This is a genomic window from Bacillus mojavensis, assembly GCF_012648005.1.
Lineage (GTDB): Bacteria > Bacillota > Bacilli > Bacillales > Bacillaceae > Bacillus > Bacillus mojavensis.
The window spans coordinates 506709-533067 of record NZ_CP051464.1 but is presented as its reverse complement, the minus strand read 5'-3'; the positions used below and the strand labels follow the sequence as shown (position 1 = coordinate 533067).

Here is a 26359-nt window from a genome sequence, read left to right as displayed (position 1 = left end):
AAAAGAAAGAGATAAGAATAAACTTATCTCTCTTTTCTGGCTATATAGACTATTCAAGACATTACTTAAAACTTAATGTTAAATTAGTATGTAATTATATGACCTCATTTAATCCGAGTGAAGTCCTCCATAACAACCATTAAGTTAGGATTGATAACCCAGTTTGACGTAGGAGGGTATTCCCACATTTCAGCTTGATCTCCTAAAATCTTAAGTTTAACACCACCACTATAATAGAACGCTTGATATACAAATTTGGAACAATAAAGATCTTTCCAATCTCTTAAGGCAGAAGAAGAAACAATCCTATAGTTATACTTTGCTCCTACATTATAACTCGCCCAATATCCAGCACCTGATGCTATGCTAGAACTCTTGTAACGCATTACATTATATCCTCTGTCTTGCTTTTTAAACCAATCACTTAACTTAGAGCTTTTTACAGTGCTTCTTCCTTTATATACTTCCACTGCAGTAGCACCATCTCCCCCAACTATTGCAGCGTGTCCAACAAAGTAATTGTCCAATGACTTTTTCGAGATCAATACATCTCCAGCTTTTGCTGTTTGACCATTGCTGTATTTTACTGCTTGTGCTGAATGCAATCCGTTAGTAAACAAACATCCTAAAGCAACAAAGAAAATAGTTAAAATCCTAGCAAACAAAACTTATTTCCCCCTTCGATTTGTCATTCATTTTTATTAAGAATGGGATCTTTGGCTTTACTAAGATCCTCCTTTCCTTCAAACGTTATTTTGCCGTTATTCGAAATGTAGAAATAATGTATGTTAGGCTCGTTTTTATATATGACTCTAACCAAAATCCCATAATCTCCAACCTTAGATCGAATACCTTTAACTTCTTTGATATCTTCTTTTTTCTTATCCTCTTCATTAATCAAATAATTTTCAGTTTTAGATGCAATTTTCTTGGCTTGATAATCATAGAAATAGTTTACTGAAAAGAACCCAATTACAATTAACGCAACTATTGCAATAATAATTAAAGCTATTTTCTTGTTCATTAAGTGATCCATCTCCTTTTCCAAACATTAAGAGTACTTGTATAAAATGGGATGTTGAGACAATTGTACACTATATCTCTATCAATGTTAACCCTATTCCTAAAAATGTTTACATTGTTATCACAAAGGATTCAGTTTTAAGACCTTTCGAAGAAAATTGCAGAATAGATAACACTTTCCTACTAAAAATGGAAAGTTGCTTCTATTCGATTATTTTTTCTAAGCAACTGAACTAAAAGGGGAAATAGTCTTTTTTAGGCATATGGATTCAGTTTCTCTCCCCCTTCCCCTTGCTTCTGCTCATATTGTCACTAATCCTGTATGAGAGGCCTTCATCTATAAATTATCTGTTATAATAAAACTTTCCAAAACTTTTTAAAAGGGGATGAGTAATGATGACACTCTGGCTAATGACAGCTATTTTTTGTGTTATTATTGTGGGCATTTCTTTATTATTTAAAAAAAAGAAATCTCCTCTACAGTATGGTATCCCATCAGTTTTAATGGTGCTAAGTATAATCTTATTTATTGTAAGTTTCATTGTTGGTCGATGGGAAGGAATAGGGTTAGGGGCTATCAGTGTCTCTTTGTTTGTTTCATCAGTAATCGCTTTGATCGTTATAAGCGCATTAGGATTTTTGAAGGACTAAAGAAAAGCCTGGCTAGTCATTAGCCAGGCACCCTTTTAACAGCCTTTAGGTCCAAAATACATTCTAATTCCAAATGCAGCCCAGGTTACTTCATTTCTTACGCATTCAACTAGCATTGTATCACACTTACATTTCCTTAACCCCTTACCATAGCATCTATCGTGTAACACACAACAACTATCGGTATAATTGATTGGTTTTCCGCCGCCATGATCTCCGTTGTAGCCACAGTTTCCACCGCAATGTTGGTATCCTCCTGGCAAACATCCATTTGAAGTCCACCATACTTTTGTTGTGAAATCTCCTGAGGTTTCTTCCCCCGAATCCATAAAGTTTCCTGTATCTTGAGGAATATAATTAGGATCATTAGGCAAAGGCTCAGTTATATCTGGAAGTTGTGATTCTGGATAATCAACAGATAGGGTATCAATTTCAATTTCACCTTCTGTATTAAAGGTAATACCTAATAAATAATGCGAATCAGTTTTATCTGTTGTTAAAACCTGAGCTACTTCTTTATACTCTATTGGTAATTCATAATCATTTAGTTCGTAATATGCAATTCGTACAGTTTTAGATTCATTAATAAAGACAATTTGTTTACCTGAGACAACATATCCTTCCTCAAGTTCAATGTCACTTTTATAACCTTTGTCTACTTTCAAATCTTTTTTTGAAACTGTTTGTTCATTATTGAACTGCTGGTTTACCACTACTAATAGATCATCAAATGAACTGTCATTAAATGCCCTTTCTTTTAATTCTTGCAGTTCTTGACCTTCCATGTAAACACCATTTAAGATTTGCAAATATCCCAACTCCTTTAATTTTTTAGAGGCGCTAATTGCTCTTACTGATTATTGCCTCCTGATCTACAAAGTGAATTGAGTATATGAAAAGTAAACTCTCTTTAAAAATTATTCAAGCTTATTTTCATGGATAATTGCAAACTCCCAAAAACCAGGAACATCTTGAAGGTAGAGCCAGTTTAATTTACTCAACATTTTAGCTATTATTTCTTGTTCAAAATCTTCTCTTTCTTGAAAAGAAACATTATATAAACATTTTTTGATAAGGGGTGCCATCATCTTTATTATTTCTTCTTTTTCTTTTTGAGAGAGAATGTTTTCATCTTTACACAAAAAATCCACTTCAATTTCCTCCTAATCTTCTTGATTACAAGTCTGTTTCAATTTATTAAGGCTTCTTTTGTAGATATTAAAAACGTTTTGCCTTGAGTCCCCTAGAAAAGTAGCTATGTCTTGGAGAGTTAGACCTTCTATATACATTAAATTTAGAATTTTTTTCTGTTTTTCATTGAGATTTGTATAAGCCTGATGTAATTGTGGATCTGTGATACATTCATCCAAGCTGATACAACACTTTGTAAGAGTATCGACTTCAGTCTTATCTGGAATAGTTTCTATTCTAGATGCAGTTATTTCTTCATCTTGTTTTAATGGAGCATCTAGTGTAAGTAAAAATCTTTGCTGCATTCTGCGGTTTCGCTTGTCAAAATCAATTGAAGATACTTTAATCATTGTGGTTAGGTACTTAAGTATACGCGCTTTTTTATAAAACTTTTTGAATCTCTGATCCAATAACTGTTGATTTTGTAGAGTAGGATGTTCGGTGGCCTTTTTAAAAACTTTTTTGTTTGTAGAGTTTGTAAGAAATTTTTTAACTATTGGTTCATTCAAAAATTGAAAATTTAACAATGTTTGTTTGCTCATGAAAAATCACCTCTACCTATTTAGTGAAATTAAATTAGAAGAAGTAAACGATTATGTAAAATTAGGGAACGCATGTTCTATTTTAAACCAATGATTAAATTTTTTCAATTTTTCATGAGAAATTTAGGAAATAGTTAAAAGTTTATAAAGAACGTTTACATCCATGGTGGATTTTTCACTTTATTTGGTACAAATGGCAGTATAGCCAAGTGGTAAGGCAAAGGTCTGCAAAACCTTTATCATCGGTTCGAATCCGATTGCTGCCTTTAATTTCAATTTAGGAAGGTGAATATTAATGAAACCAAATATTATTGTTTTTACAGCTGCTAATTGCATTTTTTGCAAGAAACAAAAAGAATGGTTAGATAAACATTCTATTGAATACCTAGAAAAAAAAGTAGAAGTTGAAAAACACAAACGAGAACTATTAGAAAGAAAGGTTTTAGGGGTACCCTTTACCATTATTACTTTTGAAAGAGAGCCAAAAGAGATTACTGTTGCAGGATTTAATGTTAATAAATTAGAGAGTCTTCTATTGGGGGATTAAAATGAAACAATTTGATAATTCACTGAATCAGTATTATCAATTGAAAAAAGATTTATTGTTAGTTGCTCAAAAGTTAAACTCATGCAATATTGAAGAAAAAGAGATGTATCAAGATATTGTGCTCTGTTACAGTAAACATTTGAAAGAAATAAATAGGTTATTAGAGAAAAAGTATGGTCTGAAGTTGTGTTCTGATGAGGAGTGACTTTGAATGCCTAATATAGTTTTAGATGCGGGTCATGGAGGTAACGATAGTGGGGCAACAGGCAATGGTTTGATTGAGAAAAATTTAACTTTGGACTTAGTATTAAAAGTAGAACAACATCTAAAAACAAAGCAGAGCGTGATAGTTCATCTAACTCGAAATACTGATGAATTTGTGTCTTTAAATAAACGATCACAGATTGCAAACAAACTAAATAGTAACCTCTTTGTTTCTCTTCATCATAATGCAGGTGGGGGAACAGGATTTGAATCATACATCTATCCTGGTCTAAAGAATACTATCACAGGACAAATCCAACAAGAGATGCATAAAGATATTATAAACTTTTTAAAACTGCAGGGTATGACTGATAGAGGACAACGTGAAGCAAATTTTGCGGTTTTGAGGCAAACTAAAATGCCAGCTATTTTGTTGGAGAATCTTTTTTTAGATTCCAAAAAAGACGCGTCTCTTTTAAAGAAACCGACATTTATTGAAGAATTGAGCCAAACAATGGCTAATAGTATTGCCAGTATCGCAACTAACCTTTAAAAAGGAGGGAGTTGCTTGAATTTATCTACTGAAACGCTTATTGCTATCATTGGAAATTTTGGTTTTCCTATATTAGTTGCTGTTTATTTACTAACACGGCTAGAGAGCAAATTAGATGCATTGACGGAAGCAATTATTGAACTCAAAAACAAAAAATAATTAAGAAAACCAGTTCGGGAAATGCTTACTGTGGCGGCTAACATTTCAAAGAACTGGTTTTTTTTCGGATATATTAAAGTACTATACGTTTATATGAATAATTCCCCTAGGAAACACACACCGCAATACCAACTTACTTTAAGTAACTGGTGAGTTTTGGTGAGTAAGTCTTCTTCCATAGCCTTATTTTCCACATAAGAAAATAATACCAAATGCGGTTAAACCCTTGGTATTATTGGGATGCGGCCGAGAGGACTTGAACCTCCACGGGTTATTCACCCACTAGGCCCTCAACCTAGCGCGTCTGCCATTCCGCCACGACCGCGTGACTATTAAAATGTTGTGCTGGTTTTCAGGCTCTTAACCTAGTAAAACCAATTTGCGTGCACTTTGTAAAATAAAGTGCGGGTGAAGGGACTCGAACCCCCACGTCGTAAGACACTAGATCCTAAGTCTAGCGCGTCTGCCAATTCCGCCACACCCGCAAAAAGACAAATGGTGAGCCATGAAGGACTCGAACCTTCGACCCTCTGATTAAAAGTCAGATGCTCTACCAACTGAGCTAATGGCTCTTACTATTTAATTTCAAAAAATAAAAATGGCTGGGCTAGCTGGATTCGAACCAACGCATGACGGAGTCAAAGTCCGTTGCCTTACCGCTTGGCTATAGCCCAACGAAAATGGAATGACCCGTACGGGATTCGAACCCGTGTTACCGCCGTGAAAGGGCGGTGTCTTAACCGCTTGACCAACGGGCCGATGGTTGAGAACTTATATCGCAATCTTATGGCGGAGAAGGAGGGATTTGAACCCTCGCGCCGCTTACGCGACCTACACCCTTAGCAGGGGCGCCTCTTCAGCCACTTGAGTACTTCTCCAAATATGGCTCCACAGGCAGGATTCGAACCTGCGACCGATCGGTTAACAGCCGATAGCTCTACCACTGAGCTACTGTGGAATAATGAGACAAGATTCATTATATCAGGCTTGTCATTCAGAGTCAAGAGGAAATGTTTTTTATTTATCTCTCGTGACGACTTTTATAATGTAACATAGGCTTGCCAGTTTCGTCAACCTTTTTTACGAAAAAATTCTTTTTATTTTCCCGCGGCATTTTCCGCATCTGTATCTGTCAGGATTCATGGCGCGTCTCTTTATATACTGTTGGCCGCAAGCCGTACATATATACCTATATGTTTTTTTGCTTTCTGTTTTTTTCTTTAGAGGCGTACAGAAGCGGGGCGCATTGACTTGCTGGAGAAGCGTTCTGAAATCTCTGTCCCTGTGCTTGTATCCTTTTCCTTCAAGGTGAAGGTGATAATGGCACAGCTCATGCTTGATAATGCCGATCAGTTCCTCTCTGCCGTGCTCAATCAAATATTTTCTGTTCAATTCGATGTTATGAGAGGTTAACAGGTATCTTCCGCCGGTCGTTTTAAGTTTGTCGTTGAAAACAGCCTGATGTCGAAACGGCTTTTTGAAAAATGTGTTGGAAATATCCTCTGTAAGCTTTTGCAAATCTTTGTTATCCATGGTGCACCTCACTAAAAAAACATTGAACGGGACAATTCACTGTTCGCATACAATAGGGTAATCACCGCCCCTCTTATATCAAAGCTGAGGAGGAATGAGCCTATGCCAAATTGGCTGAAAAAACAGATGCAAAAAGCGTTCCTTGAAAAAGATAATTATCAAATTAAACTGCTGAATCAATGCTGGTATTTCTATAGGAAAAAACACTGCTCGTAAGCAGTGCTTTTATTTTACCATAGACAGTGATACTCTGCCTTTTTGCACATCGACACCGTCAACCCAAACCGTCACGATGTCACCGACGGATACAACATCAAGCGGATGCTTGACGAATTGATTGCTGAGTTTTGAAATGTGCACAAGCCCGTCCTGTTTGACTCCAATATCAACAAACGCTCCGAAGTCCACTACATTGCGCACGGTGCCCTGCAGCTCCATTCCTTCTTTCAGATCCTCCAGCTGAAGGACGTCTGTTTTCAGCAGAGGCTTAGGCACCTCATCACGCGGATCACGTTCAGGTCTTGTCAGCTGTTCACATATGTCCTTCAGCGTAATTTCACCGATTCCCAGTTCTTTTGCTGTTTCAGAAAGCTCCAGTTTGTTGATTTTGTCCTTCAATTCCGCCGTGCCGATTTGCTCTGTTGAAACACCGAGCTTTTTCAAAAGCGTTTTTGTTTCTTTATAGCTTTCCGGGTGGATTCCTGTTCTGTCCAAAGGCTCTGTCCCTTCCTGCACTCTTAAAAAGCCGATACATTGTTCATAGGTTTTCGCGCCGAGCCTTGGAATGTCTTTCAGTTCTTTTCGATTCGAAAATTTACCGAGCTCTTCCCGCTTTTTGACAATGTTGCCCGCTACGGACTTTGATAATCCCGCTACATACTGAAGCAGCGCCGCGGAAGCTGTGTTGACATTTACTCCTACCTGGTTTACGACTGTCTCAACGACAAAACGCAGGGATTCATTTAAGCGTTTTTGGCTGACGTCATGCTGATACTGTCCGACACCTACAGATTTCGGATCAATTTTGACGAGTTCCGCAAGCGGGTCTTGAAGTCTCCGTGCGATGGATACTGCACTGCGTTCCTCGACCTGAAGCTCAGGGAATTCTTCTCTGGCAAGCTCAGAAGCCGAATATACGCTTGCCCCCGCTTCATTGACAATCACATAATAAATATCACGCGGCGTGTCCTTCAGCACATTCACAATGAATTGCTCTGTCTCCCTGGAGGCTGTGCCGTTTCCAATCGCCACCATTTCCACTTGATACTTTTCAAGAATCGCTTTCACTTTCTCATGAGCTTCCTTCGTTTTTTTGACAGGTGCATGTGGGTAAATCACATCAATTTTTAAGACTTTCCCGGTTTCATCTGACACTGCCAGCTTACAGCCTGTTCGAAAAGCCGGATCTACACCGAGAACCGTCTTGCCTTTCATCGGCGGCTGAAGGAGAAGCTTTCTGAGGTTCTCAGAAAAAATATGAATCGCCTGTTCATCTGCTTTTTCTGACAGCTCTTTTCTGATTTCACGTTCAATGGCCGGCTGAATCAGTCTTTTGTAGCTGTCTTCAATCGTTTCCTGCAAAATGTCTTTTACAGACGTTGAACGGTTTTTGATGATTTGTTTTTCTAAATAAGCCTTAATGTGATCTGCTGGCGGTTCGATAGACACCTTTAAAATGTCTTCTTTTTCGCCGCGATTCATGGCAAGCACTCTGTGCGGAACGACCTTTGCGATTGGTTCTTCATACTCGTAGTACATTTCGTACACGTTTTTTTCATCTGTGTCTGCTGATTTTCCGGCAGCTGACTTGATCGTTCCTTTTTTAAAGGTTTCCTGGCGAATCCATTTTCTGAAATTCGGTTCGTCCGAGATTTGTTCCGCAATAATATGCTTGGCGCCTTCAATGGCTTCTTCTCTGGTGAACACTTCTTTTTCTTCGCTGATATATTGGTCTGCTGTTTCTGCAAGGCGGTCATCTTGCGGAAGGGTCATGATATAGTCGGCAAGCGGCTCAAGACCTTTGCTTTTGGCGACTGTCGCTTTCGTTTTGCGCTTTTGTTTATACGGACGGTAGAGGTCTTCTACTTCCTGAAGTTTTACGGATTGGTCAATTTTGCGTTTTAATTCATCTGTTAGTTTATCCTGCTCAGCGATTAACCTGATCACTTCTTCTTTTCGCTGATTCAGGTTTTGTATGTATTGCCATCGTTCAGAAATGGTCTGAATCTGAACCTCGTCCATTGAACCCGTCTGCTCTTTTCGATATCTGGCGATGAACGGAACTGTGTTGCCGTCCTCAAGAAGGCGGATGACGCTTTCAACATGTTTTTGTGATAAACCTATTTCTTTCGCAATTTGCTGTTTCAAAAGGGCTGACGTTTCCATGTAACCATAGCCTCCAATTTTGTCGTTCTTTCTCTAGTGTATCAAAAACAGAAAAAAACACATAAAAAAAGACAGCTGATGTATTCATTTCTAAAAGTTTCTGTAAACCGCCGCTCATAAAGTTCCGTAAGTGGCTTATTAATAGCCAGCTACAAAAAAAGAAGCCGGCTTTCCCAGCTTCTTTTTTCTACATTCCTAGGACAGCAGTCCAAGAATATATGTCAGATCGTCTCTTCTAGATGTCGTATACATTTTCAGCGAATTTGATATTTCTTCTACCGATTGGCCTTTTTTTAAGTGGGAGCGGATATCGGGTACGTTGAGTCCATCTGTATGTATAATGAACTTAGAACCCTTTTCATAGGTAGCGGTGTGCGTTTTGTATTTTTGCGGCTTGCCTGATAAATAGCCTGAAATCGGGAGAGGATAAAAGCTTTCACCAGACGGGGAATGCAGAATAAACTGTACATTTCCGACGGAGCAGTACGTAAACTGCCTTTGTTCAAAGTTAATTTTCAAAACAGAAGCTGTAGCCCCTCTTTTGTTTTTCATCGCCTGATTACAGCGTTCGATGATGCTTTGTACGTCTTCGTTCGCATAGTTTTCCACTAAGTCTTTGATTGCTGAAGAAGATTCGTTGGCAAGCGATCCGCTTCCAAGTCCGTCAGCTACCGCACAAATTAATTCTTGATCATCAGCTTTCATAAAAAAACTGTCACCGCAAATCGATTTTCCTTCTTTATTCAGTTGGTATACAAGGGTTTGAATATGCTCGTTTTCTTCAACCTGGATCATTACATTAACTCCATGGAGGGATCTTCAATCAAGGCCTCTCTGAGCTTCTTCACAGCTTTGCGCTGCAGACGCGAGACGTGCATTTGAGATATACCGAGAATGTCCCCAGTTTCTTTTTGACTTTTGTTTTGAATGTACGTTAGGTCTATAATTTGTTTTTCACGGTCTGACAGGACATGAAGCACGCTCTGCAGCATCATTTTCTGGTTCACCCGCTCATATCCATCCTCCTGTGAACCGACGATATCGAGAATGGTAACTGTGCTTCCGTCCGCATCTGCTTCAATACTGTGATCAACAGACAAGGCTTGATAGCTTTTGCCCATCTCCATGGTTTCAAGAACCTCTTCCTCTGATACATCGAGGAATTCAGCAATCTCTTCCACTTTCGGCGACCTTTGTGTTTCTGTCGTCAGCTGATCGACCGCCATTTTGATTCTCGGCCCCAGTTCTTTGATTCGTCTCGGAACATGAACGCTCCACGTCTTATCTCTGAGGAAACGTTTAATCTCCCCGATGATGGTCGGGATCGCAAAAGCTTCAAACGATTTGCCCACCACAGGATCATAGCGCTTTATCGCGCCGAGAAGCCCGATCATGCCGACTTGGCGGAGATCTTCGTGGAAGCTTTTGCCCTTTGAGTATTTCTTCGCAAGCATATCAACCAGATTCGTATACACCCGCACAAGCGTTTCCTGCGCCTGTTCATCTTGTTTTGTTTGGTAATCGCTTATGAGCCGATCGACTTCATCTTTAGTTAGTTTCGTAGTTTTTGATGGTTGTGTCATGATCAACTCGCTCCCCATTTAAATACTTTGTCATCGCTACGGTGACGCCGGAGTTGTTTTGCACTCTGACTTCATCCATGAGCGTTTCCATTAAATATAGACCGAGCCCTCCTTCTGATAATTGATCGACTGTGTGTGAAGGTGTGTACGGCCCAAGATCCTGCTGCTTTTCATCAAAATCAAAGCTGTCGCCTTCATCTGCCACAATGACCTCTAAACGATCCTCGAACACGCCGAATCGTATTGACACTTCCCCGTTTTTGTCTTCTTTATAAGCGTGCTGAACCGCATTTGTACAAGCTTCGCTCACTGCGATTTTCAGATCTTCAATTTCATCGTACGTATAGCCCATTCTGCTTGCAACGCCAGACAGAGTCAGCCGTATAATCCCTACGTATTCAGGCTGGGCCGGCACTTTCATTTCGATGTAATCAGCTTTGTTATTCATTGCACTCCACCTTCTGACTTTGCTGAAATATCAATGATGTCCTTAAGACCAGTAATTTCGAACAGACGGATCAGCCGGTCAGACAGATTTTCAAGCTTAAGGGAACCGCCTTGTTTTTTCACTGTTTTAAAAACGCCTACGAAGACGCCAAGTCCGGTACTGTCCATGTAGCTGACATTCTTCAGACAAATCCTTAAGTCTGCGCCTTCTTCCGCCAGAGGAACGAGCTTTTCTCTGAGAACCGGCGCTGAATACACATCAATTTCTCCAGCAATGTTTACTTGTATATCATCGACATTCTGTTTCACATCAATATTTATATTCATTCGTTTCACCTCAAATTATCCTTTAAATAACTAGTAGTTATATACCCACGGCCGGCGAACGCTAAACCTTTCTTCTTAAAACAATTAACGTAAAATCATCATGAAGCTGAAAATCCTGCAATTTAAGGAGGCTGTCATAAATGTTTTTCACCATTTCCTGGGCATCGCAACACATATGTTCCTCAATGAGCTTCTGTATATCGTGACGCTCCAAGAAACCGTTTTCCGTCCTGCATTCTGTAACACCGTCAGAAAATAAAACAATCATATCTCCCTTTTCAAGTTGCTTGTCAAATTGCCTGTAGTCATAATCTTGCGAAATTCCGAGAACAAGCCCTTTAGCATCTAAATCATAAAATGTATTATCTTTTTGAGAATAGTAAAATCCTGGTTCATGTCCCGCTGAAGCGTATGTAAATCGATGATTGTCCGTATTGTAATTGGCATAAAACATCGTAATAAACATACTGGCATCAACGTTTTGTTCAACAACGCGATTCAAGTTTTTCAGCACCTGTGATGGGTGAATGCCTGTTTCCGGCAAAGAATCCATTGCGTATTTAATCATAGACATACATAAAGCTGCCGGAATCCCTTTACCGATGACGTCAGCAATGGCAATATTAATGGACTCTTTGTCTTTAACAAAATGATAATAATCACCGCTCATCTGTTTGGCGGGCACACTGATCGCGCCAATGTCCAGCGCTTCTTCCTCCGGAATTTTTGTTCCTAGAAGCGTCTGCTGTACATTAGCTGCAATTTCAATTTCTGATTTGATTTCCTGCTGTATCCCCCTAAGGGTTTGATGCTCCTGATAAGCCATTCCATATCCAATCATGACTTCAATTAAAAAATCCAGCGAATGAAAAACATCTTCCGGGAGACTTGGATACAGCTCCTTCAGCACTTTTCGGTGAATGCTGATGATTTCTTCCGGAGGAATTTGATGCTCGATTGTTTTTCGGCTGAATTTTTGGGCCTGATATAAAGATGTTTCCGTTAATTCGGCTATATATCGATTAAGCAGCTGATGATACCGCTGCTCAATAACCTCCCTAAAATCCACTTTCTTACCTCCTACCGAAGCCATTTAATGGCTTGTATCTCTGTACCTTCCCCCGTTACGGAATTTAAACTGAATTCATCCATCAGCCTTTTCACACCGGGAAGTCCCGCTCCGAGTCCGCCTGACGTGGAAAACCCGTCTTCCATGACTTTACGGATATCTGGAATCCCCGGCCCTTTGTCTTCCGCTATAATTTTCAGGCCCTTTTTTCCTCTATCTGTGACCTGTTCAATCCCTATCTGGCCCTTGCCGGCATATAAATAAATGTTTCTGGCTAATTCTGATATAGCCGTTGTGATCCTTGCCTGGTCTACCGTGCCGAAACCCAGCTCTTTTGCAACGTTTCGTCCCAGTTGTCTGGCGGCCACAATATCCCATTCTGTCATGATTTTTACACAGGATTGGTCGTTCATTCGCTATTCCCCCAATTCCCGCTTCAATGTCTCAAGCCCCTGCTCTAAGTCGAGCGCAGTTTCGATTTCCTCAAGTGCAATTCCAAGTTCAATCAGCGTAACTGCAACGGCAGGCTGAATGCCGGTTAAGACAACTTTTGCCCCCATTAACTTAGACATTGTAATGACGTCGCCCAGCACTTTAGCGATAAATGAATCTATTATATCTACAGATGTCAGGTCAATCACGACTCCGTTAGCACCTGTTTCATAAATTTTATTTAATAAGTCTTCTTGAAAGGTTAATGCGGTTTGATCATCTAGTTCCCATTGAATAGATACTAATAAGCAATTATACAGTTTCAAGATCGGGATTTTCGGATGTCTCACAATGTTATTCCCCCAATGAAACGATTTTTCGATCCGTCATTTCCAATGCTGTTTGAATTCCTTTTTGCAGGGTATTCTTAGTTATAACTTGAGATAAATCAATGCCCAGGTTGACGATTGTCTGAGCAATTTCCGGCCGGATTCCGGCGAGCAGGCATTTCGCTCCGACAAGCCTTACAGCCTCAGACGCCTGAATAATATGGTGGGCAACCATCGTGTCAACGACAGGAACACCTGTAATGTCTATCAACACGACTTGTGACCGGTGTTTAACAACGCCGTTAAGAAGGTTTTCCATAATTCTTTTTGCGCGTTCGGTATCAATTGTTCCGACCAGCGGCATTACGGTGATATTTTCAAACACTGGGATGAGCGGCGCAGATAGCTCCTGCAGCGCAATTTTTTGCAGAGATACCGTTTTTTCCCATGAAATTGAGTATTGGTTAAAAATCTCAGTATTAATCGGGCTGAAAAAGCGGTCGATCTGCCAGATTAATTCCGTACTCTCTTGATCTGGCAATCTCTTATCGTTCATCTTCGTGTAGAGGCGTTTCCAGAATTCAGCTAGCACCGTAGCCAGAAACTTTAAAGAGAGTCCGATTTGAACAGCTCTTAACGCCAGTTCGCTGATTTGGCTTTCAGCAGCACTGTCATCCTTAACAGATGAGAGCAGGATGTCGATATATTCTTTAGATATATTTTCATACACTTGGTGAGTCAGCTGATAGGATTCTTGTTCGCTTAATTCTTTTAGTGTGTCAGTCCACAGTTGGAGCAGTTCATTTTGATTCTCGGCAATGAACTGGTATACAGTCTGGTTCGACATCAAATTCGCTTACCTCCCGATAAAAAACAACATATTTTTTTCGTTATTCCACTATTATATCGTTAATTTTTTTTGAAAACAAAAAAAGTTGCTCTATTTGAGCAACTAGGCAAATATTACTAAAAATCAATGAGTGCCAAACTGATCTGTAAGGCTTCATCAACCTTATCCATCATTTCATCATCCAGATGAGTAATCTTATCCGTTAACCTTTGCTTGTCAATCGTCCGAATTTGCTCCAGCAAAATAACGGAATCTCTTTCAAAACCGTAGCGTTTTGCATCAATTTCGACGTGGGTTGGTAATTTCGCTTTCTGTATTTGGGCTGTTATGGCTGCAACAATAGCAGTTGGGCTGAAGCGATTTCCGATGTCATTTTGGATCACTAAAACCGGGCGCACCCCGCCTTGCTCTGAGCCAACAACAGGAGATAAATCAGCAAAATAAACATCGCCGCGTTTCACAATCAAATGATTATCCTCCGCTGACTAAGCGCTCAACTGTCGTTTCAGCCTCGCACTCCGCAAAGTGAGCCTCGGAAGAAATATTCAGGTTGATCTTCGCCATTTCCATATAGCCGCGTCTCATCAAATCACGGTTGTGACGAGTTGTTCGTTCGCTGACATAGGCTCTCACTGCTTGTGATATCAGTTCGTTTCTGCTTCGTTTCTCCCGCATCGCTACACCATCCAATTCAGCTACTAGGTTTTCGGGCAAGCTGATTTTCATTTCGGTTCTTGCGCTGGATTCAGACAAAAAACATACACCTCCACCAAACTTACGGATACGACTCTTTTATCCATCCAGTGATAATGATACCATTATTCACTCATCAAGCAAAGCTGTTTTAAAAATTCTCTATCGTGACATGAGCTATTTGCTTGCATTCCCCTGCAATAAAGGATTTCTCACTTCCATTATACTCCCATTTTCCAAAAACATACGGGGGACGCGCGAACTTATTGTACAAGCCACCTCGTAGTTAATGGTTTCTAGCCTGCCTGCGATCTCATCCATGGAAATATATTCATCCCCCTGGCGGCCGATTAATGTGACCTTTGTGCCAGGTGGATATTCATGATCCAGCTCCACCATAAATTGGTCCATGCAGATTCGGCCGGCGATTTTCAGCCGTTTTCCTTTCACGAGTATCTCTGTTCCCTTTAATTTGCGGAGCCAGCCGTCCGCATAGCCAACGGGCACCGTTCCGATCCACGTGTCTTTTTCCGCTGTGTATTCCGCCCCGTAGCTGACACTTTCCCCTTTGTGTACTTTTTTGACATGCGACAGGGTCGAATGCAGGGTGAATGCGGGTCGCAGTTTAAACGGGATTTCATCGGTAATTTCCGCTGACGGACGAAGGCCGTACATGCCGATGCCAAATCTGACCGCGTTAAAAAAGCCTTTTTTCAGACGCAGTCCGGCGGCGCTGTTGGCGCAGTGAACCATCAGTTTCTTTAAAGGCAGAGGAGCAATCAATTCTTTAAAGCGTTCAAACTGCATCAAAAAGTAGCCTCTTTGTTTTTCATCAGCAGTCGCAAAATGAGTGAAGACCCCTTTGCATTTCAAGCCCGGATTTCGCTCCAGGATTGTCATCACGTGATGAATCTCTTCTTCTGTTTTCACGCCGAGCCTGTTCATTCCCGTATCGACTTTCAGATGAAAATGAAGGGAAGCTTTCTTGAGGTGGCGAGCAGCTTCTTGAAGCCATTCAACAGAATACCCCGTTAAAGTCACGTCGTATTCCGCTGCGATTTTCACATACTCCGGAGGAACCGCGCCGAGCACCAATATCGGCGCTGTCAGGCCCCGCTGGCGAAGAGAAATCGCTTCATCCAAGATCGCCACGGCTAAGCATGAAGCACCTGCCTCAAGAGCAGCCTTCGCTACTTCTGCATCCCCATGTCCATAGGCATTTGCTTTCACAACCGCCATCAGGTGGACCTGTTCACCAATGTGTTTTTTCATATTACTGACATTTTCTTTAATCGCGGACAGATCAATTTCCGCCCACGTGTCTCTGTAAAAAGGTTTTGTGCTCATTTATGACACTTCCTAGCGTTTATTCAATATCATTTACATATCATACTAAAATTATAGGGCAAAGTGAAATTCTGCCTGACGAAAAAAAGGCCAAATTGTATTCGGCCTTTAGGAGATTATTTGGATGATTGTCCCTGCATGCTTTTGGCGACTGTCACCATCTCCTCTTGTGACAGATCTTTAGATGACAGAAGATAATCTACGCCTTCGTAAGTCCATGTTAGCGAGGCATCTGATAAGGCGCCGATTGTGTAGCCAAGATTAACCGGTTCCGCGTTTAGCGTAACTGAGGAGGAAGCTTTCGCAACCTGGGCTTTTTCCTGAATCAGGGTAAACGATTTTTCTCCGCCGTAAGTCATGATGACGCGCTTGCCATCTTCCGTTGAAATATCTTTTTCTTCAAGCAGTTTTACGCCTAGCGGCAGTTCGAGCGGCGTTTTAACGGCAAAAGAGTCGGAAGGTTTCGCGCTAGTGGCAACATCCATTTGAGAAAGGGTCATATTTTTCTTTTCGTCAAAGGACTCTTTATCAAATTGCTTATTGAATTGGAAGCTGCTGAACTCTACTTTCACCATCACTTTTCGGTCGGTATCCATGACTTTGACAGATAACGGGCTCATGTCCTTCTTGTTAAATGTGATTTCTTGTGTCGGAAGCATTTTGTTATGCTGATAGTTCGTTTTTGTTTCAAATACGTATTTTGATTCTTTTGAAGTGAAGACTGCATCCGAATCGTTTTGAATATCCTTCACTAGCGATTCAAACAAATAGACTTGGCTGCTGTTGTTTGGCCAGTCGCTTTGAAATCTGAAGCTCTTATTTAAAGACGGTGTGAGAACAAATACTCCGTTTTCGTTTCGTAAAATGACTTGGTTTTGGTCCTTTTTCGGATTTTCTAGATAGACCCGATACAGAGACGGTTTTTTGTGCCAAATTTCCACATTGTATACTTGCGGGTCACTCCCTGTCTCAATGGTCATTTTTGCTTTTGCTTTGTACGAGGTATATTCTTTCGCCTTCTCGTCCAGCCCGGTAACGACATCTTCCTGTGATTTTTGTCCGCAGGCAGAAAGAATAAGGACAGCCAGCAGTCCCGTTAAAAGCAAAACAAAGCTTTTTCTCACCTTTTTCAACCCCTTTTTCTCAATTGATGTAAAAGGAAGAAATCGCTTGTTTGACTTTAACGGTACGCTCGGTAAACGTTTAAACAGAACAGAGGCGTACCATAAAAGCCTCAAACAACTCGTCTCCCTTAATGCATTATCAAATATATGAGAGGGGTGTCCCTAATATGCAGACTAGCTTGACAACCTTTCAATGACAACCTGTGCAGCCGCATATTCCTTCGTATGAGTAATCGATACATGAACGGCGGCTTGGCTCAGCTTTGCGCAAACAATAAAAGGCTTGCCATTCGAATCTTTTGTGATTTCAATGTCATGAAAGCTTAGGTTCTTGCCTATTCCTGTACCGTATGCTTTCGAAAAAGCTTCTTTTGCCGCAAATCTCCCTGCGAGAAATTCGATTTTTCTTTTCTCAGAAAGCTCCTGATACTGAGCAAACTCGCTGCCTGTTAAAATGCGCTCGGCAAATCGTTTCTGGCGATCAGCCATTGAAGCGATCCGCTTAAGTTCAATGATGTCCAATCCTATACCGTAAATCATATTTTACAACCTCCTTTGCCCTCGTACTATTTGAATGGTTTGTCTCATAAACGTGTTACTATAGAAATACCAAAATGAAGAAATGGGGCTAGGCATGTTTATACGGACTGAAAACTTTCAAACCTTTGTCAGGCTTTATCCCGTTGTCACCTTTATATTGGCTTTTCAGGCCGTTCTCTGGCTGTTCTTTTCACTTCCTGTTCCTTCAGTCGCGTTGTGGAGAGACGCTCTCACAGGCTATAACCTTGGCGTCGCTAACGGAGAATGGTGGCGGCTGGTCACGCCGATTTTCCTTCACGCAGGGTTTACCCATCTGCTGTTTAATTCAATGTCCATCTTTTTATTTGCACCGGCTCTGGAACGAATGCTTGGAAAAGCGCGTTTCCTTCTTGTGTATGCAGGCTCCGGAATGATCGGAAACATCGGCACGTATTTTACAGAACCGCTGGATTATCTGCATGTCGGGGCTTCTGGCGCGATTTTCGGGCTGTTCGGCGTTTATCTGTTTATGGTTCTTTTTCGTAAAGAGCTGATCGGACAGGACAATTCCAAAATGATTCTCACATTGCTTGCCTTTGCCGTTCTCATGTCGTTTATCAACTCCAATATTAACATGATGGCCCACCTGTTTGGACTTTGCGGCGGGTTTCTCCTGTCTTTTTTATGTGTACAAAAAAAAGAGCGGCGGTATTAACCGTCCGCTTTTTCATATGAGTACCAATTTAAAATGAAATCTGTATCCTCTTCTCCCACATCTCTCACCGTTAATTCTTCCATATGGCTCGACGATTTTACCGAGGTGGAAAGGGTATACAGCTTCCCCTTCTTTTGAAAATAAGATTGGCTCGCCTTGCATACCTGCATTCGCTTTCTCAACACAATTGCAGTCGTTCTGCCGATAAACCTCGATGTCAGCTGGAGACGGTCTCCGCTGATTACCCAGGCCGCATCCTTATAGGCAAGATACCCGAAGAACAACTCAATCGGCAGCAGGACAATCGAGAAATAGCCCCATGGCTGGAAGAAAATACAGAGTGGAATGATTAAAAAAATGGAGAAAATGGTTGCGCGGAATAAGTACCGCTTCAATGCGCGCTGCGGCAGATGGCGGCGATTTTCTTCCACCGTGTATTCCGGCGTAAAAGTACGCAGCATGCCGGGAAGCTTTTTTTTGTGAATCATCGGAAACAGAATGGTCGAAGCGCCCTCTGCTTTTTCCGAGTCTCCTCCGCCGCCCGCGCTGACGATTGACACCGTCGCAAAACCGAAAAGCTGGCGGATGATGTTTTCTTTTATTTTGATGGCTTGTATTTTGCGAAGCGGTATGGTGACTTGATGTTTTTCAATAATTCCCCTTGAAATCACCAATTCCTGCTCTTTTTTAATGATTTGAAAGTTAGCATATTTGAACATCATGCCGGCTATGCTGAGAATCCAGGTGATAAATAAACCGATAAAGATAAGCACGGCGTATATGCCTATGTTGGCGTGCTGCAGAAAGGAGAATTTCCCGAAGAGCCAATCCATCGGCAGCACCTCGTCCAGCTGAGAAATGAGCGCAAATACAGCAGAGATAATTACGCCGATCCCTCCAGATGTTGAAGCGGCCATGAGTAATTCTTTTGCATTCATGCTGTAGCTCACCTGCGGCTCCGCATCCGGGACCGCCTCTTTAGCTTCTGACAGGCCTTCCTCAGTATCGATTGAATGTCTTTCTGCTTTTTTCTTAAATACGGCTTCTTTAATTCTTTCAGCTTCTTCAACTGAAATAGCCGATAATACCGCTTCCGCCTCTTTGCCGCCTCCAGCCGTTTCAATTTGCAGTTTGACAAGCTTGAAAATTTGCTGGACCACTCCCGCACTCGTATTCATTGTCTGAATCCGGTCAATCGATATGTACCTCTTTTTCGTTACAAACAAGCCTTCTTCGATTCTAAATTCATCATCTTCGATTCGATAGGAAAACTTTCTCCATTTGATAATGCTTGCTGCCACGAGCCAGATGAACAAAACGCCGAGCGCGATGGCTCCGTAAAAACGGACAGTGTGATTAGAGTCGACGATATACACAAAAAAGAATGGCAGAATGATATTTTTTATCGTTTGAATAATGGTATGGGATAAATTCAAAATGACTGCCGCCGGGTGAAGGCGCTTCGGTTCAGACATCATCGTCAGTCACCCTTGCCAGGCGCGAAATGGAGTCTCTCAGCTGATCCGCTTCCTTCATCTCTAAAGCAGGAATCGAATGCACAGTTGCAGCCGTAAAAATCTTCACTGTTGCCAGATTGTATTTTCTTAATAACGGCCCTTGTGAGGTGTCTACGTGCTGGACCCTGACCATCGGTACAATCACGCGTGTCACAACAAAGATACCCGATTGAATGTCTATTTCATTTTCATGAACCTCGTAACGCCACACTTTGTGCCGGACCTTTGGAATCAGATAAACCGTCACGATCGAACCCAGCAGCCAAACTGCGCCGAGCACGCCGCTGATCCAGTACGGCCAATGAAAAAAATAACTTAACACTGCAACTGCTATGACAATAAGCAAGCAGACAGCGGATATCATTATCTCCTGAAGTCGCCAAACCTTTAATCCGTCTGGACTGATTTGGTTTTTTGGCTGCTCTCTCAAAATACCTACCTCCCGTTTTTATCATCGTTACTTATACGCACTTATGCAGAAAAAGTTTCATCTTTAAGCATACATAGAATAAACGGTTCCGTCAGCTTAATGGTCATGCATTTGAACATAAAAAAAGCCCAAAACAACTCATGTTTTAGGCTCTTATATTCTTTACAGAATTAGTATGATTTTTTCTGGCGTCTGTCACCTGAAGAACGGCGATCGCTTGAACGCTTTTTATCATAGGAAGAACGGTTGTTGCTTTTCCCTTTACCGCCACGGTAGCCGCCGCCTTGTCCGTCTCTGCGTTTAGAAGTGCGTTGGTTTTTGTAGCGTTTGCCGATCATCGGCGCTTCGTCTGTTAAGCGAACAGGCGTGCTATCCGGCTCTTTTGTAGCCATTTTGATAGCTGCTGCAACCACTGTCACTGCATCATGATCTTCAAGCAGCTCAGCTGCCGCTGTCATGTAGAAGTTCAAGTTGTTTTCGCTGATTGTCGTACGAAGACGATCAACTGTAACCTGCTGCTGGCCTTCTAACGCTTCATCTAGTGTCGGCTCTTTCATGCGGTCCATTTTGCGTTTCGTTGTTTGTTCAATTGCGCGAAGCATGCTTATCTCACGCGGTGTGATAAACGTCATCGCCATACCTGTTTTTCCTGCGCGGCCTGTTCTTCCGATACGGTGAACATAGCTTTCAGGATCTTGAGGCACGTCGAAGTTGTACACGTGTGTAACACCTGAGATATCGAGTCCGCGAGCTGCAACATCAGTTGCAACAAGTACTTCGATTGCACCTTCTTTAAATTTGCGAAGCGCAACCATACGTTTCGCCTGCGTTAAATCACCGTGAATTCCTTCAGCTGCATATCCGCGAAGGTTCAGGGCTTCTGCCAGTTCATCAACACGGCGTTTGGTACGTCCGAATACAATCGCAAGCTCAGGAGACTGAATGTCAAGAAGACGAGTCAGTGTGTCGAACTTTTTACGTTCCTGCACTTCCAAATAGAACTGCTGAATGTTAGAAACAGTCATTTCTTTTGCTTTTACTTTTACGTGTTCAGGCTCAGTCATGAAACGCTCTGCAATGCGTTTGATCGGCGCTGGCATTGTAGCTGAGAACAGAAGCGTCTGATGCTCGCTCGGCACATTTGAAAGAATAGATTCAATGTCGTCGATGAACCCCATATTCAGCATTTCATCCGCTTCATCCATTACAACTGTATTTACATTGTTTAAACGAATCGTGCGGCGGTTAATGTGGTCAAGAAGACGTCCCGGTGTTCCGACAATGACATGCGGATTTTTCTTTAACGCCCGGATTTGTCGTCCAATATCCTGCCCACCGTAAATAGGAAGAACTTTCGCACGTTTATCTTGTCCGATTTTATATAATTCTTCAGATACTTGAATGGCTAGTTCACGGGTTGGTGCGATTACGATTGCTTGAATATTAGGAGACTCGGGGTTAATTTTCTCAACAAGGGGTATACCAAACGCAGCTGTTTTACCTGTACCTGTTTGCGCTTGTCCAATGACATCTTTATTTGAAAGTCCGAGCGGAATCGTTTGTGCCTGAATCGGCGTTGCTTCTTCAAATCCCATACGGTTAATTGCCTTCATGAGATCAGAACTTAATTGAAAATCTTGAAACGTTATAGTCAAATTATTCAAACTCCTTCTAATTGCTGTTTCAGTAATGTCGTGATTTACCACTTAAAAACTGCCCTCCATGGAAAAAGGACAGGATCCTTACGTATACAAAGCCCGAATTACTTTAAGTTTTATCTTACCATTACACTACTTGTTTTTCAATAACGCGGTAAGCAGATCAGCATTTTGAATGCGCTCGCTGACCTGCTAACCAAATATGCCGGACATGCCCAATCCCGCTCCTTGTGTCCGCGGAAAACCTAAGGTCAGCGGATGGCGGTCCGTACACATATTTTCGTATCGCGAAATAAACCTGTCATTATTGTACCATAGCCTGAGCCAGTCATACATAAATTATTTCGGGCCGGCATACATTAGTGTCTGCACATCATTTTTATTTTATGATTGCAATCTGCTTTTTTCCGCAGGATTTTTTAAGAAAACGGGCTCTCCATTAAATCTTTAACGATTTCTTCAAGCTTCATACCTCTTGACGCTTTGAATAAAATCAAATCTCCCTTTGCCGCTTTATTCTTCAGGGCCTGAGTAAGCTCTTTTTTCTCGCTGAAGTGGCTGACGCGCTCTTTATCAAAATGTTCCATCGCACCTTCCGCGATAAATGCCCCAAGTTTGCCATACGTAAAGACGTGGTCAATTTTGTCCGGGCTGATCACAGCGCCGCATTCTTTATGGAACGTTTCTTCAAGATCGCCGAGTTCAAGCATGTCTCCGAGCACGACCATTTTCTTTCCGTATCCTTCAAGGCTTTCTGTCAATTGGATCGCAGCCTTCATCGACGTCGGGCTCGCGTTATAAGCGTCATTAATAATAGAAATGCCGCTGTCTGTTTTCATCAATTCAAGTCTCATGCCGGTGACCTTCAGGCTGCTTAATCCTTTTGCCGCATCCTCAAGCGTGATGCCGAAATAAACCCCTGCGGCGATTGCCGCCATGGCGTTCATTACATTATGCTTGCCCAGTATAGGGATAAAAAACGGTTTTTCTATGCCTTTGATCGTAAAATGGGTCCCCGCTTCACTCTGGCTGACATCCTGCAGCTGATAATCGTTTTGCGCTCCAGTACCATATGTTTTCGTTTGGCAGCTGTAAGCCTTTTGCAAAAGCGGTTCGTCTCCGATATAAATCAGCACACCGTCTTCTTTCAGGCCGTTGATAATTTCCAGTTTTGCTTCCGCGATGCCTTCTCTTGAACCAAGATCCTGCATGTGGGATTCGCCGATATTTGTTATCACTGCCGCATTCGGATTTGCCAAGCGCGTCAGGAGGTCAATTTCTCCTTTTGCGCTCATTCCCATTTCCAATACGGCAATTTCTGTATCTTCAGGCATCGCTAACACTGTAAGCGGCAGCCCGATATGATTGTTGAAATTTCCTCCTGTTTTATGGACGCGGTACCGCGTTTGCAGGACAGCGTGAATCATGTCTTTGGTCGTCGTTTTGCCGTTGCTTCCTGTTACTCCGATGACACGTGTGCCGAGCTCCTGTAAATAGGCTTTTGCAAGCTGCTGGAGCGCTGACAAAGTATCTTCCACTAAAATCACGGCTTGATTCTCGGGCGGATTGGGTTCAGAGCGGTTCCACAGAACGGCAGACACACCAGCTTCAAAAGCTTGCGGCACAAAAGTGTGGCCGTTAAAATGTTCCCCTTTCAGCGGGATGAAAAGCTGATTGCTTTCCAGCTTTCTTGTATCTGTAGCTACTCCATGAATGACTGTATTTTCATATTGCGGGTTTGTTAGTGTGCCTTTGACCATTTCGGCAATTTGCTTTACGGTTCGCTTAATCAAGTAAGGTCACTCTCTTTCTTTTGGTGGTATACGGGAAAAGACACTGCCCTTTTACCGGCAGTGTCAGTTTCCATTTAGAATGTATGTTTAATCAATTGTTTTTCAGCGTGGCGTTCTTTAGCCAGCTCTACAAGCTGTTCAATGAGGTCAGCGTATTCCACTCCGGCTTCTTTCCAGAGAAGCGGGAACATGCTGAACGGTGTAAAACCAGGCATCGTGTTTACTTCATTGATCAGCACTTCGCCGTCAGCTGTCAGGAAAAAGTCCGCTCTGACAAGTCCTGAGCCGTCAATTGATTTAAACGCTCTGATGGCCATCTCACTGATTTTCGCGTATTCCTCATCTGTTACAGACGCAGGAATAATCAGATCGGTGTCTCCATCCTCGTATTTCGCTTTGTAATCGTAGAAATCTGTCTTAGGTGCGATTTCTCCCACTGCAGAGCATTTAGGATCATCATTTCCGAGAACGCCGATTTCAATTTCGCGGCCGTTGATGCCTTCTTCTACCACGACTTTCCGATCATATTGGAACGCAAGCTCAAATGCTTTTTGCAGTTCTTCACGATTGCGGCATTTGCTGATTCCGACGCTTGATCCAAGGTTGGCCGGCTTCACGAAGCAAGGATAGCCCAATTCTTGTTCTACCTGCTCGCAGCTTTCTTCAGGAGAACGAGTCCAGTCTTTTTTAAGGAAGGCTGTGTATTTCGCCTGTGCAAGGCCGGCTTGTGCAAACAAATGCTTCATGACTACTTTATCCATACCAGCTGAGGAAGCAAGCACGCCATTGCCGACATAAGGAATATTTAAAAGTTCAAGCATTCCCTGAATCGTTCCGTCCTCTCCGTTCGGGCCGTGCAGGAGCGGGAATACGACATCAATTGCTTCATTTTGCTGTGATACTTCCTGCGGAAACATCTCCTGGTTGAGAGCAGATGGAGAAAAAGCGGTTCCGCCCTGCTCAAGCTGAAGCATTTTTACGTTGGAAACAGGCTCTGTTAAACGTGCGCCTCTTATCCATTCGCCTTTTTCAGTTATATAAATTGGATGTATATCAAACTTCTCAGTATTTAGCGCTTTTGTTACAGCCAGAGCTGTCTGAAGCGAAACATTATGTTCGGCTGACTTACCGCCGTACACTAATCCTAGACTTGTTTTCAATGGATACTCCCCCCACTACAATTCATCTTTACTATCTTATCACTTTCACAAGAAAATGATCTAATTATTTTTGGGCATGCTGAAGCTGAATGCATTTGTATGTAATTCCTTTTTATTTTATATTAAAATGGCATTGAAAAGGAGATGTGACATATGAAAAAAATCACAACAAAAGAACAATTTAATGAACTGATTCAATCTGATAAAGAAATAATTGTAAAGTTTTATGCTGATTGGTGCCCTGACTGCACACGCATGAATATGTTCATCGGCGATATTTTGGAAACGTATAATCAAAACGATTGGTACGAGCTGAATAAGGACGAGCTTCCTGAACTGGCTGAAACATATCAGGTGATGGGTATTCCAAGCCTGCTCATTTTCAAAAATGGAGAAAAAACAGGCCATCTTCACAGCGCCAATGCCAAAACGCCTGAAGAAGTGACTGAATTCTTATCAGAACATATAAGCTAATTCGATAAGCAGCCCTATTTTGTGTCGTCGGGTTCTACGTGAACATGAACATGAGTGACATCGTGTTCATGTTTTATTTTGTTTTCCACCTCATCTGCGACCCCGTGGCCTTCCTCTACTGTCAGCTTCGGATCAACTGTAATGACCATCTCTATATGTACTGTGCTGCCCAAGTATCGCGCTTTCACATCCTTAAGACGATGCACATTTTCTATCCGGCCGACAGTCTGTTTATAAGGTTCAAGGTCCTTCAAGTGAAACCCGTCCGTTAATGAATGCGAAGCGTCTTTGAAGATATCCCAGGCTGTCTTGCAAATGATGATTCCGATCACAAAAGCCGTAACCGGGTCTATCCAAGCCAGCTGCAGCTGGGAAGAAAAAACACCGATAAATGCTCCGGCACTGACAAATGCGTCTGACCTGCTGTCCTTCGCCGCCGCCATAAGTGCAGAGCTTTTAATGGATGCTGCGAGCCTTTTGTTATATAAATAGATGCCGTACATAAACACCGCACTGCCTAAAGCCGTCCACGCCGCGATAAGGCTTGGCGTTTCTGAGGTGCCGCCCGCAATCGCTTTTCCTCCGCCGATTAACACTTCAATCCCGACAGCCATCATAATAAAAGACGCAATAAGGGACGAAATTGTTTCAGCCCGATAATGGCCATATGGATGGTCGCTGTCAGCCGGCCTTTGGGAAATTCGCAGTCCAATCAGTACCGCTATTGACGCCACAATATCTGTCCCATTGTTTAATCCGTCTGCTCTTAGTGCTTCAGAATGATACAATATTCCGATTGTCAGCTTAACAGCAGCAAGAATGATATATGCCAAAATATTGAGGAGTGCTCCTTTTTCTCCCTTTTTAAGATTATCTGTCCTCCCCATTGAATACCAGCCTCCATTCTATTACATAGTATGGTTAAAAACATGAAAAATAGCAGCAGCGGTTCTCAACGGGAAGGGAAATTTCGACAGCAAATTATTGCCCGGGAAACTTTTTGTCGATATGTTGAAGGTTTGCTTACTTATGAAAGAATAGGACTGTTTTCACCTTTACAGGCTGTGGCGGACATTGTATACTGATGTTAATTGATAATGATTA

34 protein-coding genes and 8 tRNA genes are annotated in these 26359 nt (G+C 42.0%); 9 read left to right on the top strand and 33 right to left on the bottom strand.

What is annotated here, in order from left to right; translation table 11 throughout:
* Nucleotides 1-104: 104 nt before the first annotated feature.
* Both HC660_RS02770 and HC660_RS02765 read right to left on the bottom strand, forming a co-directional pair.
* On the bottom strand, nt 105-665 hold the full coding sequence (locus HC660_RS02770) for a YiiX/YebB-like N1pC/P60 family cysteine hydrolase (RefSeq protein ID WP_168746995.1): 561 nt from the start codon (nt 663-665) through the stop codon (nt 105-107).
* A gap of 23 nt (nt 666-688) precedes the next feature.
* The gene (locus HC660_RS02765) at nt 689-1024 is read right to left on the bottom strand and encodes a DUF3139 domain-containing protein (RefSeq protein ID WP_164907159.1); all 336 of its coding nucleotides are present in this window, start codon (nt 1022-1024) and stop codon (nt 689-691) included.
* 392 nt (nt 1025-1416) lie between these two features.
* On the opposite strand from HC660_RS02765, the gene HC660_RS02760 reads away from it, so the two are divergent.
* On the top strand, nt 1417-1674 hold the full coding sequence (locus HC660_RS02760) for a YesK family protein (protein WP_168746994.1): 258 nt from the start codon (nt 1417-1419) through the stop codon (nt 1672-1674).
* A 35-nt stretch (nt 1675-1709) separates the two neighbouring features.
* On the opposite strand, the gene HC660_RS02755 is transcribed toward HC660_RS02760, so the two are convergent.
* The 3 genes from HC660_RS02755 to HC660_RS02745 form a co-directional block, all read right to left on the bottom strand.
* Nucleotides 1710-2483 carry a phospholipase A2 family protein gene (locus HC660_RS02755; protein ID WP_168746993.1) on the bottom strand — a complete coding sequence of 258 codons (774 nt, stop codon included), beginning with the start codon at nt 2481-2483 and terminating at the stop codon, nt 1710-1712.
* Nucleotides 2484-2591: 108 nt separating this feature from the next.
* Complete coding sequence (locus HC660_RS02750; RefSeq protein ID WP_168746725.1) at nt 2592-2825, bottom strand: hypothetical protein; 234 nt, start codon at nt 2823-2825, stop codon at nt 2592-2594.
* Nucleotides 2826-2837: 12 nt separating this feature from the next.
* Nucleotides 2838-3407, bottom strand: a complete 570-nt coding sequence (locus HC660_RS02745) for a sigma-70 family RNA polymerase sigma factor (protein WP_024120311.1) — start codon at nt 3405-3407, stop codon at nt 2838-2840.
* A gap of 195 nt (nt 3408-3602) precedes the next feature.
* On the opposite strand from HC660_RS02745, the gene HC660_RS02740 reads away from it, so the two are divergent.
* From HC660_RS02740 to HC660_RS02720, 5 genes are all read left to right on the top strand, one after another.
* Nucleotides 3603-3673: transfer RNA gene (locus HC660_RS02740), tRNA-Cys, on the top strand.
* Between the two features lie 29 nt (nt 3674-3702).
* Entirely contained in the window at nt 3703-3954 is a 252-nt protein-coding gene (locus HC660_RS02735; RefSeq protein ID WP_128473627.1) for a glutaredoxin family protein, read from the top strand.
* A gap of 1 nt (nt 3955) precedes the next feature.
* Nucleotides 3956-4159: a hypothetical protein gene (locus tag HC660_RS02730; RefSeq protein ID WP_168746992.1), complete on the top strand. Its 204-nt coding sequence runs from the start codon at nt 3956-3958 to the stop codon at nt 4157-4159.
* 6 nt (nt 4160-4165) lie between these two features.
* A complete protein-coding gene (locus tag HC660_RS02725) occupies nt 4166-4711 on the top strand; it encodes an N-acetylmuramoyl-L-alanine amidase (RefSeq protein WP_168746991.1) in 546 nt (181 codons plus the stop codon).
* Nucleotides 4712-4726: 15 nt separating this feature from the next.
* Nucleotides 4727-4870, top strand: a complete 144-nt coding sequence (locus tag HC660_RS02720; protein ID WP_081638236.1) for a YvrJ family protein — start codon at nt 4727-4729, stop codon at nt 4868-4870.
* 241 nt (nt 4871-5111) lie between these two features.
* Here HC660_RS02720 and HC660_RS02715 read toward each other — a convergent pair.
* From HC660_RS02715 to HC660_RS02680, 8 genes are all read right to left on the bottom strand, one after another.
* Nucleotides 5112-5195 (bottom strand) — tRNA-Leu (locus HC660_RS02715).
* 78 nt (nt 5196-5273) lie between these two features.
* Nucleotides 5274-5355, bottom strand: a tRNA-Leu gene (locus tag HC660_RS02710).
* An 11-nt stretch (nt 5356-5366) separates the two neighbouring features.
* A tRNA-Lys gene (locus tag HC660_RS02705) sits at nt 5367-5442 on the bottom strand.
* A gap of 27 nt (nt 5443-5469) precedes the next feature.
* A tRNA-Gln gene (locus HC660_RS02700) sits at nt 5470-5544 on the bottom strand.
* Nucleotides 5545-5556: 12 nt separating this feature from the next.
* Nucleotides 5557-5628, bottom strand: a tRNA-Glu gene (locus tag HC660_RS02695).
* A gap of 29 nt (nt 5629-5657) precedes the next feature.
* A tRNA-Ser gene (locus tag HC660_RS02690) sits at nt 5658-5748 on the bottom strand.
* A gap of 5 nt (nt 5749-5753) precedes the next feature.
* Nucleotides 5754-5828 (bottom strand) — tRNA-Asn (locus HC660_RS02685).
* Between the two features lie 122 nt (nt 5829-5950).
* Entirely contained in the window at nt 5951-6403 is a 453-nt protein-coding gene (locus HC660_RS02680; protein WP_168746990.1) for a SprT family protein, read from the bottom strand.
* A gap of 102 nt (nt 6404-6505) precedes the next feature.
* Between HC660_RS02680 and cmpA the strand changes: the two genes are divergently transcribed.
* The gene (gene cmpA, locus HC660_RS02675) at nt 6506-6619 is read left to right on the top strand and encodes a cortex morphogenetic protein CmpA (RefSeq protein WP_003225207.1); all 114 of its coding nucleotides are present in this window, start codon (nt 6506-6508) and stop codon (nt 6617-6619) included.
* Between the two features lie 9 nt (nt 6620-6628).
* Here cmpA and HC660_RS02670 read toward each other — a convergent pair whose 3' ends face one another.
* The 14 genes from HC660_RS02670 to acpS form a co-directional block, all read right to left on the bottom strand.
* Nucleotides 6629-8788, bottom strand: a complete 2160-nt coding sequence (locus HC660_RS02670; RefSeq protein WP_168746989.1) for a Tex family protein — start codon at nt 8786-8788, stop codon at nt 6629-6631.
* 195 nt (nt 8789-8983) lie between these two features.
* Nucleotides 8984-9583 (bottom strand): phosphoserine phosphatase RsbX, encoded by a 600-nt coding sequence (rsbX, locus tag HC660_RS02665; protein ID WP_010333121.1) that lies wholly within the window; start codon nt 9581-9583, stop codon nt 8984-8986.
* Nucleotides 9583-10371: an RNA polymerase sigma factor SigB gene (gene sigB, locus HC660_RS02660; RefSeq protein WP_010333120.1), complete on the bottom strand. Its 789-nt coding sequence runs from the start codon at nt 10369-10371 to the stop codon at nt 9583-9585. Before sigB ends, rsbX begins: the two co-directional genes overlap by 1 nt.
* The gene (gene rsbW, locus HC660_RS02655) at nt 10337-10819 is read right to left on the bottom strand and encodes an anti-sigma B factor RsbW (RefSeq protein ID WP_010333119.1); all 483 of its coding nucleotides are present in this window, start codon (nt 10817-10819) and stop codon (nt 10337-10339) included. Before rsbW ends, sigB begins: the two co-directional genes overlap by 35 nt.
* Nucleotides 10816-11145 carry an anti-sigma factor antagonist RsbV gene (gene rsbV, locus HC660_RS02650; RefSeq protein ID WP_010333118.1) on the bottom strand — a complete coding sequence of 110 codons (330 nt, stop codon included), beginning with the start codon at nt 11143-11145 and terminating at the stop codon, nt 10816-10818. The genes rsbW and rsbV overlap by 4 nt, the downstream gene beginning before the upstream one ends.
* Nucleotides 11146-11206: 61 nt before the next feature.
* Nucleotides 11207-12214: a phosphoserine phosphatase RsbU gene (gene rsbU / locus HC660_RS02645; protein ID WP_010333117.1), complete on the bottom strand. Its 1008-nt coding sequence runs from the start codon at nt 12212-12214 to the stop codon at nt 11207-11209.
* An 11-nt stretch (nt 12215-12225) separates the two neighbouring features.
* A complete protein-coding gene (rsbT, locus tag HC660_RS02640; RefSeq protein ID WP_010333116.1) occupies nt 12226-12627 on the bottom strand; it encodes a serine/threonine-protein kinase RsbT in 402 nt (133 codons plus the stop codon).
* 3 nt (nt 12628-12630) lie between these two features.
* Nucleotides 12631-12996 (bottom strand): RsbT antagonist protein RsbS, encoded by a 366-nt coding sequence (gene rsbS / locus HC660_RS02635; RefSeq protein ID WP_010333115.1) that lies wholly within the window; start codon nt 12994-12996, stop codon nt 12631-12633.
* A 4-nt stretch (nt 12997-13000) separates the two neighbouring features.
* Nucleotides 13001-13825, bottom strand: a complete 825-nt coding sequence (gene rsbRA / locus HC660_RS02630; RefSeq protein WP_081720860.1) for an RsbT co-antagonist protein RsbRA — start codon at nt 13823-13825, stop codon at nt 13001-13003.
* A 116-nt stretch (nt 13826-13941) separates the two neighbouring features.
* Nucleotides 13942-14292 (bottom strand): type II toxin-antitoxin system endoribonuclease NdoA, encoded by a 351-nt coding sequence (ndoA, locus tag HC660_RS02625; protein ID WP_003156187.1) that lies wholly within the window; start codon nt 14290-14292, stop codon nt 13942-13944.
* A gap of 4 nt (nt 14293-14296) precedes the next feature.
* The gene (gene endB, locus HC660_RS02620) at nt 14297-14578 is read right to left on the bottom strand and encodes a type II toxin-antitoxin system antitoxin EndoAI (protein WP_003225183.1); all 282 of its coding nucleotides are present in this window, start codon (nt 14576-14578) and stop codon (nt 14297-14299) included.
* A gap of 117 nt (nt 14579-14695) precedes the next feature.
* The gene (gene alr, locus HC660_RS02615; RefSeq protein WP_168746988.1) at nt 14696-15865 is read right to left on the bottom strand and encodes an alanine racemase; all 1170 of its coding nucleotides are present in this window, start codon (nt 15863-15865) and stop codon (nt 14696-14698) included.
* Nucleotides 15866-15981: 116 nt separating this feature from the next.
* Nucleotides 15982-16998: a LolA family protein gene (locus tag HC660_RS02610; RefSeq protein ID WP_081720864.1), complete on the bottom strand. Its 1017-nt coding sequence runs from the start codon at nt 16996-16998 to the stop codon at nt 15982-15984.
* A 165-nt stretch (nt 16999-17163) separates the two neighbouring features.
* Complete coding sequence (gene acpS / locus HC660_RS02605) at nt 17164-17529, bottom strand: holo-ACP synthase (protein ID WP_010333111.1); 366 nt, start codon at nt 17527-17529, stop codon at nt 17164-17166.
* A 94-nt stretch (nt 17530-17623) separates the two neighbouring features.
* On the opposite strand from acpS, the gene HC660_RS02600 reads away from it, so the two are divergent.
* Nucleotides 17624-18223 carry a rhomboid family intramembrane serine protease gene (locus HC660_RS02600; RefSeq protein ID WP_168746987.1) on the top strand — a complete coding sequence of 200 codons (600 nt, stop codon included), beginning with the start codon at nt 17624-17626 and terminating at the stop codon, nt 18221-18223.
* Here HC660_RS02600 and HC660_RS02595 read toward each other — a convergent pair.
* The 5 genes from HC660_RS02595 to HC660_RS02575 all read right to left on the bottom strand — a co-directional run bounded on the left by HC660_RS02595 (nt 18220) and on the right by HC660_RS02575 (nt 24781).
* The gene (locus HC660_RS02595) at nt 18220-19701 is read right to left on the bottom strand and encodes a PH domain-containing protein (RefSeq protein WP_168746986.1); all 1482 of its coding nucleotides are present in this window, start codon (nt 19699-19701) and stop codon (nt 18220-18222) included. The two genes, HC660_RS02600 and HC660_RS02595, sit on opposite strands and share 4 nt — an antisense overlap.
* Nucleotides 19691-20170 carry a PH domain-containing protein gene (locus HC660_RS02590; RefSeq protein WP_168746985.1) on the bottom strand — a complete coding sequence of 160 codons (480 nt, stop codon included), beginning with the start codon at nt 20168-20170 and terminating at the stop codon, nt 19691-19693. The genes HC660_RS02595 and HC660_RS02590 overlap by 11 nt, the downstream gene beginning before the upstream one ends.
* 170 nt (nt 20171-20340) lie before the next feature.
* On the bottom strand, nt 20341-21825 hold the full coding sequence (cshA, locus tag HC660_RS02585) for a degradosome RNA helicase CshA (RefSeq protein ID WP_168746984.1): 1485 nt from the start codon (nt 21823-21825) through the stop codon (nt 20341-20343).
* A gap of 422 nt (nt 21826-22247) precedes the next feature.
* On the bottom strand, nt 22248-23621 hold the full coding sequence (locus HC660_RS02580; protein WP_168746983.1) for a UDP-N-acetylmuramoyl-tripeptide--D-alanyl-D-alanine ligase: 1374 nt from the start codon (nt 23619-23621) through the stop codon (nt 22248-22250).
* 74 nt (nt 23622-23695) lie between these two features.
* Nucleotides 23696-24781: a D-alanine--D-alanine ligase gene (locus HC660_RS02575; RefSeq protein ID WP_168746982.1), complete on the bottom strand. Its 1086-nt coding sequence runs from the start codon at nt 24779-24781 to the stop codon at nt 23696-23698.
* A gap of 153 nt (nt 24782-24934) precedes the next feature.
* On the opposite strand from HC660_RS02575, the gene HC660_RS02570 reads away from it, so the two are divergent.
* Entirely contained in the window at nt 24935-25255 is a 321-nt protein-coding gene (locus tag HC660_RS02570; protein ID WP_010333104.1) for a thioredoxin family protein, read from the top strand.
* 14 nt (nt 25256-25269) lie between these two features.
* Here HC660_RS02570 and HC660_RS02565 read toward each other — a convergent pair whose 3' ends face one another.
* Complete coding sequence (locus tag HC660_RS02565; RefSeq protein ID WP_010333103.1) at nt 25270-26142, bottom strand: cation diffusion facilitator family transporter; 873 nt, start codon at nt 26140-26142, stop codon at nt 25270-25272.
* Nucleotides 26143-26359: the final 217 nt, after the last annotated feature.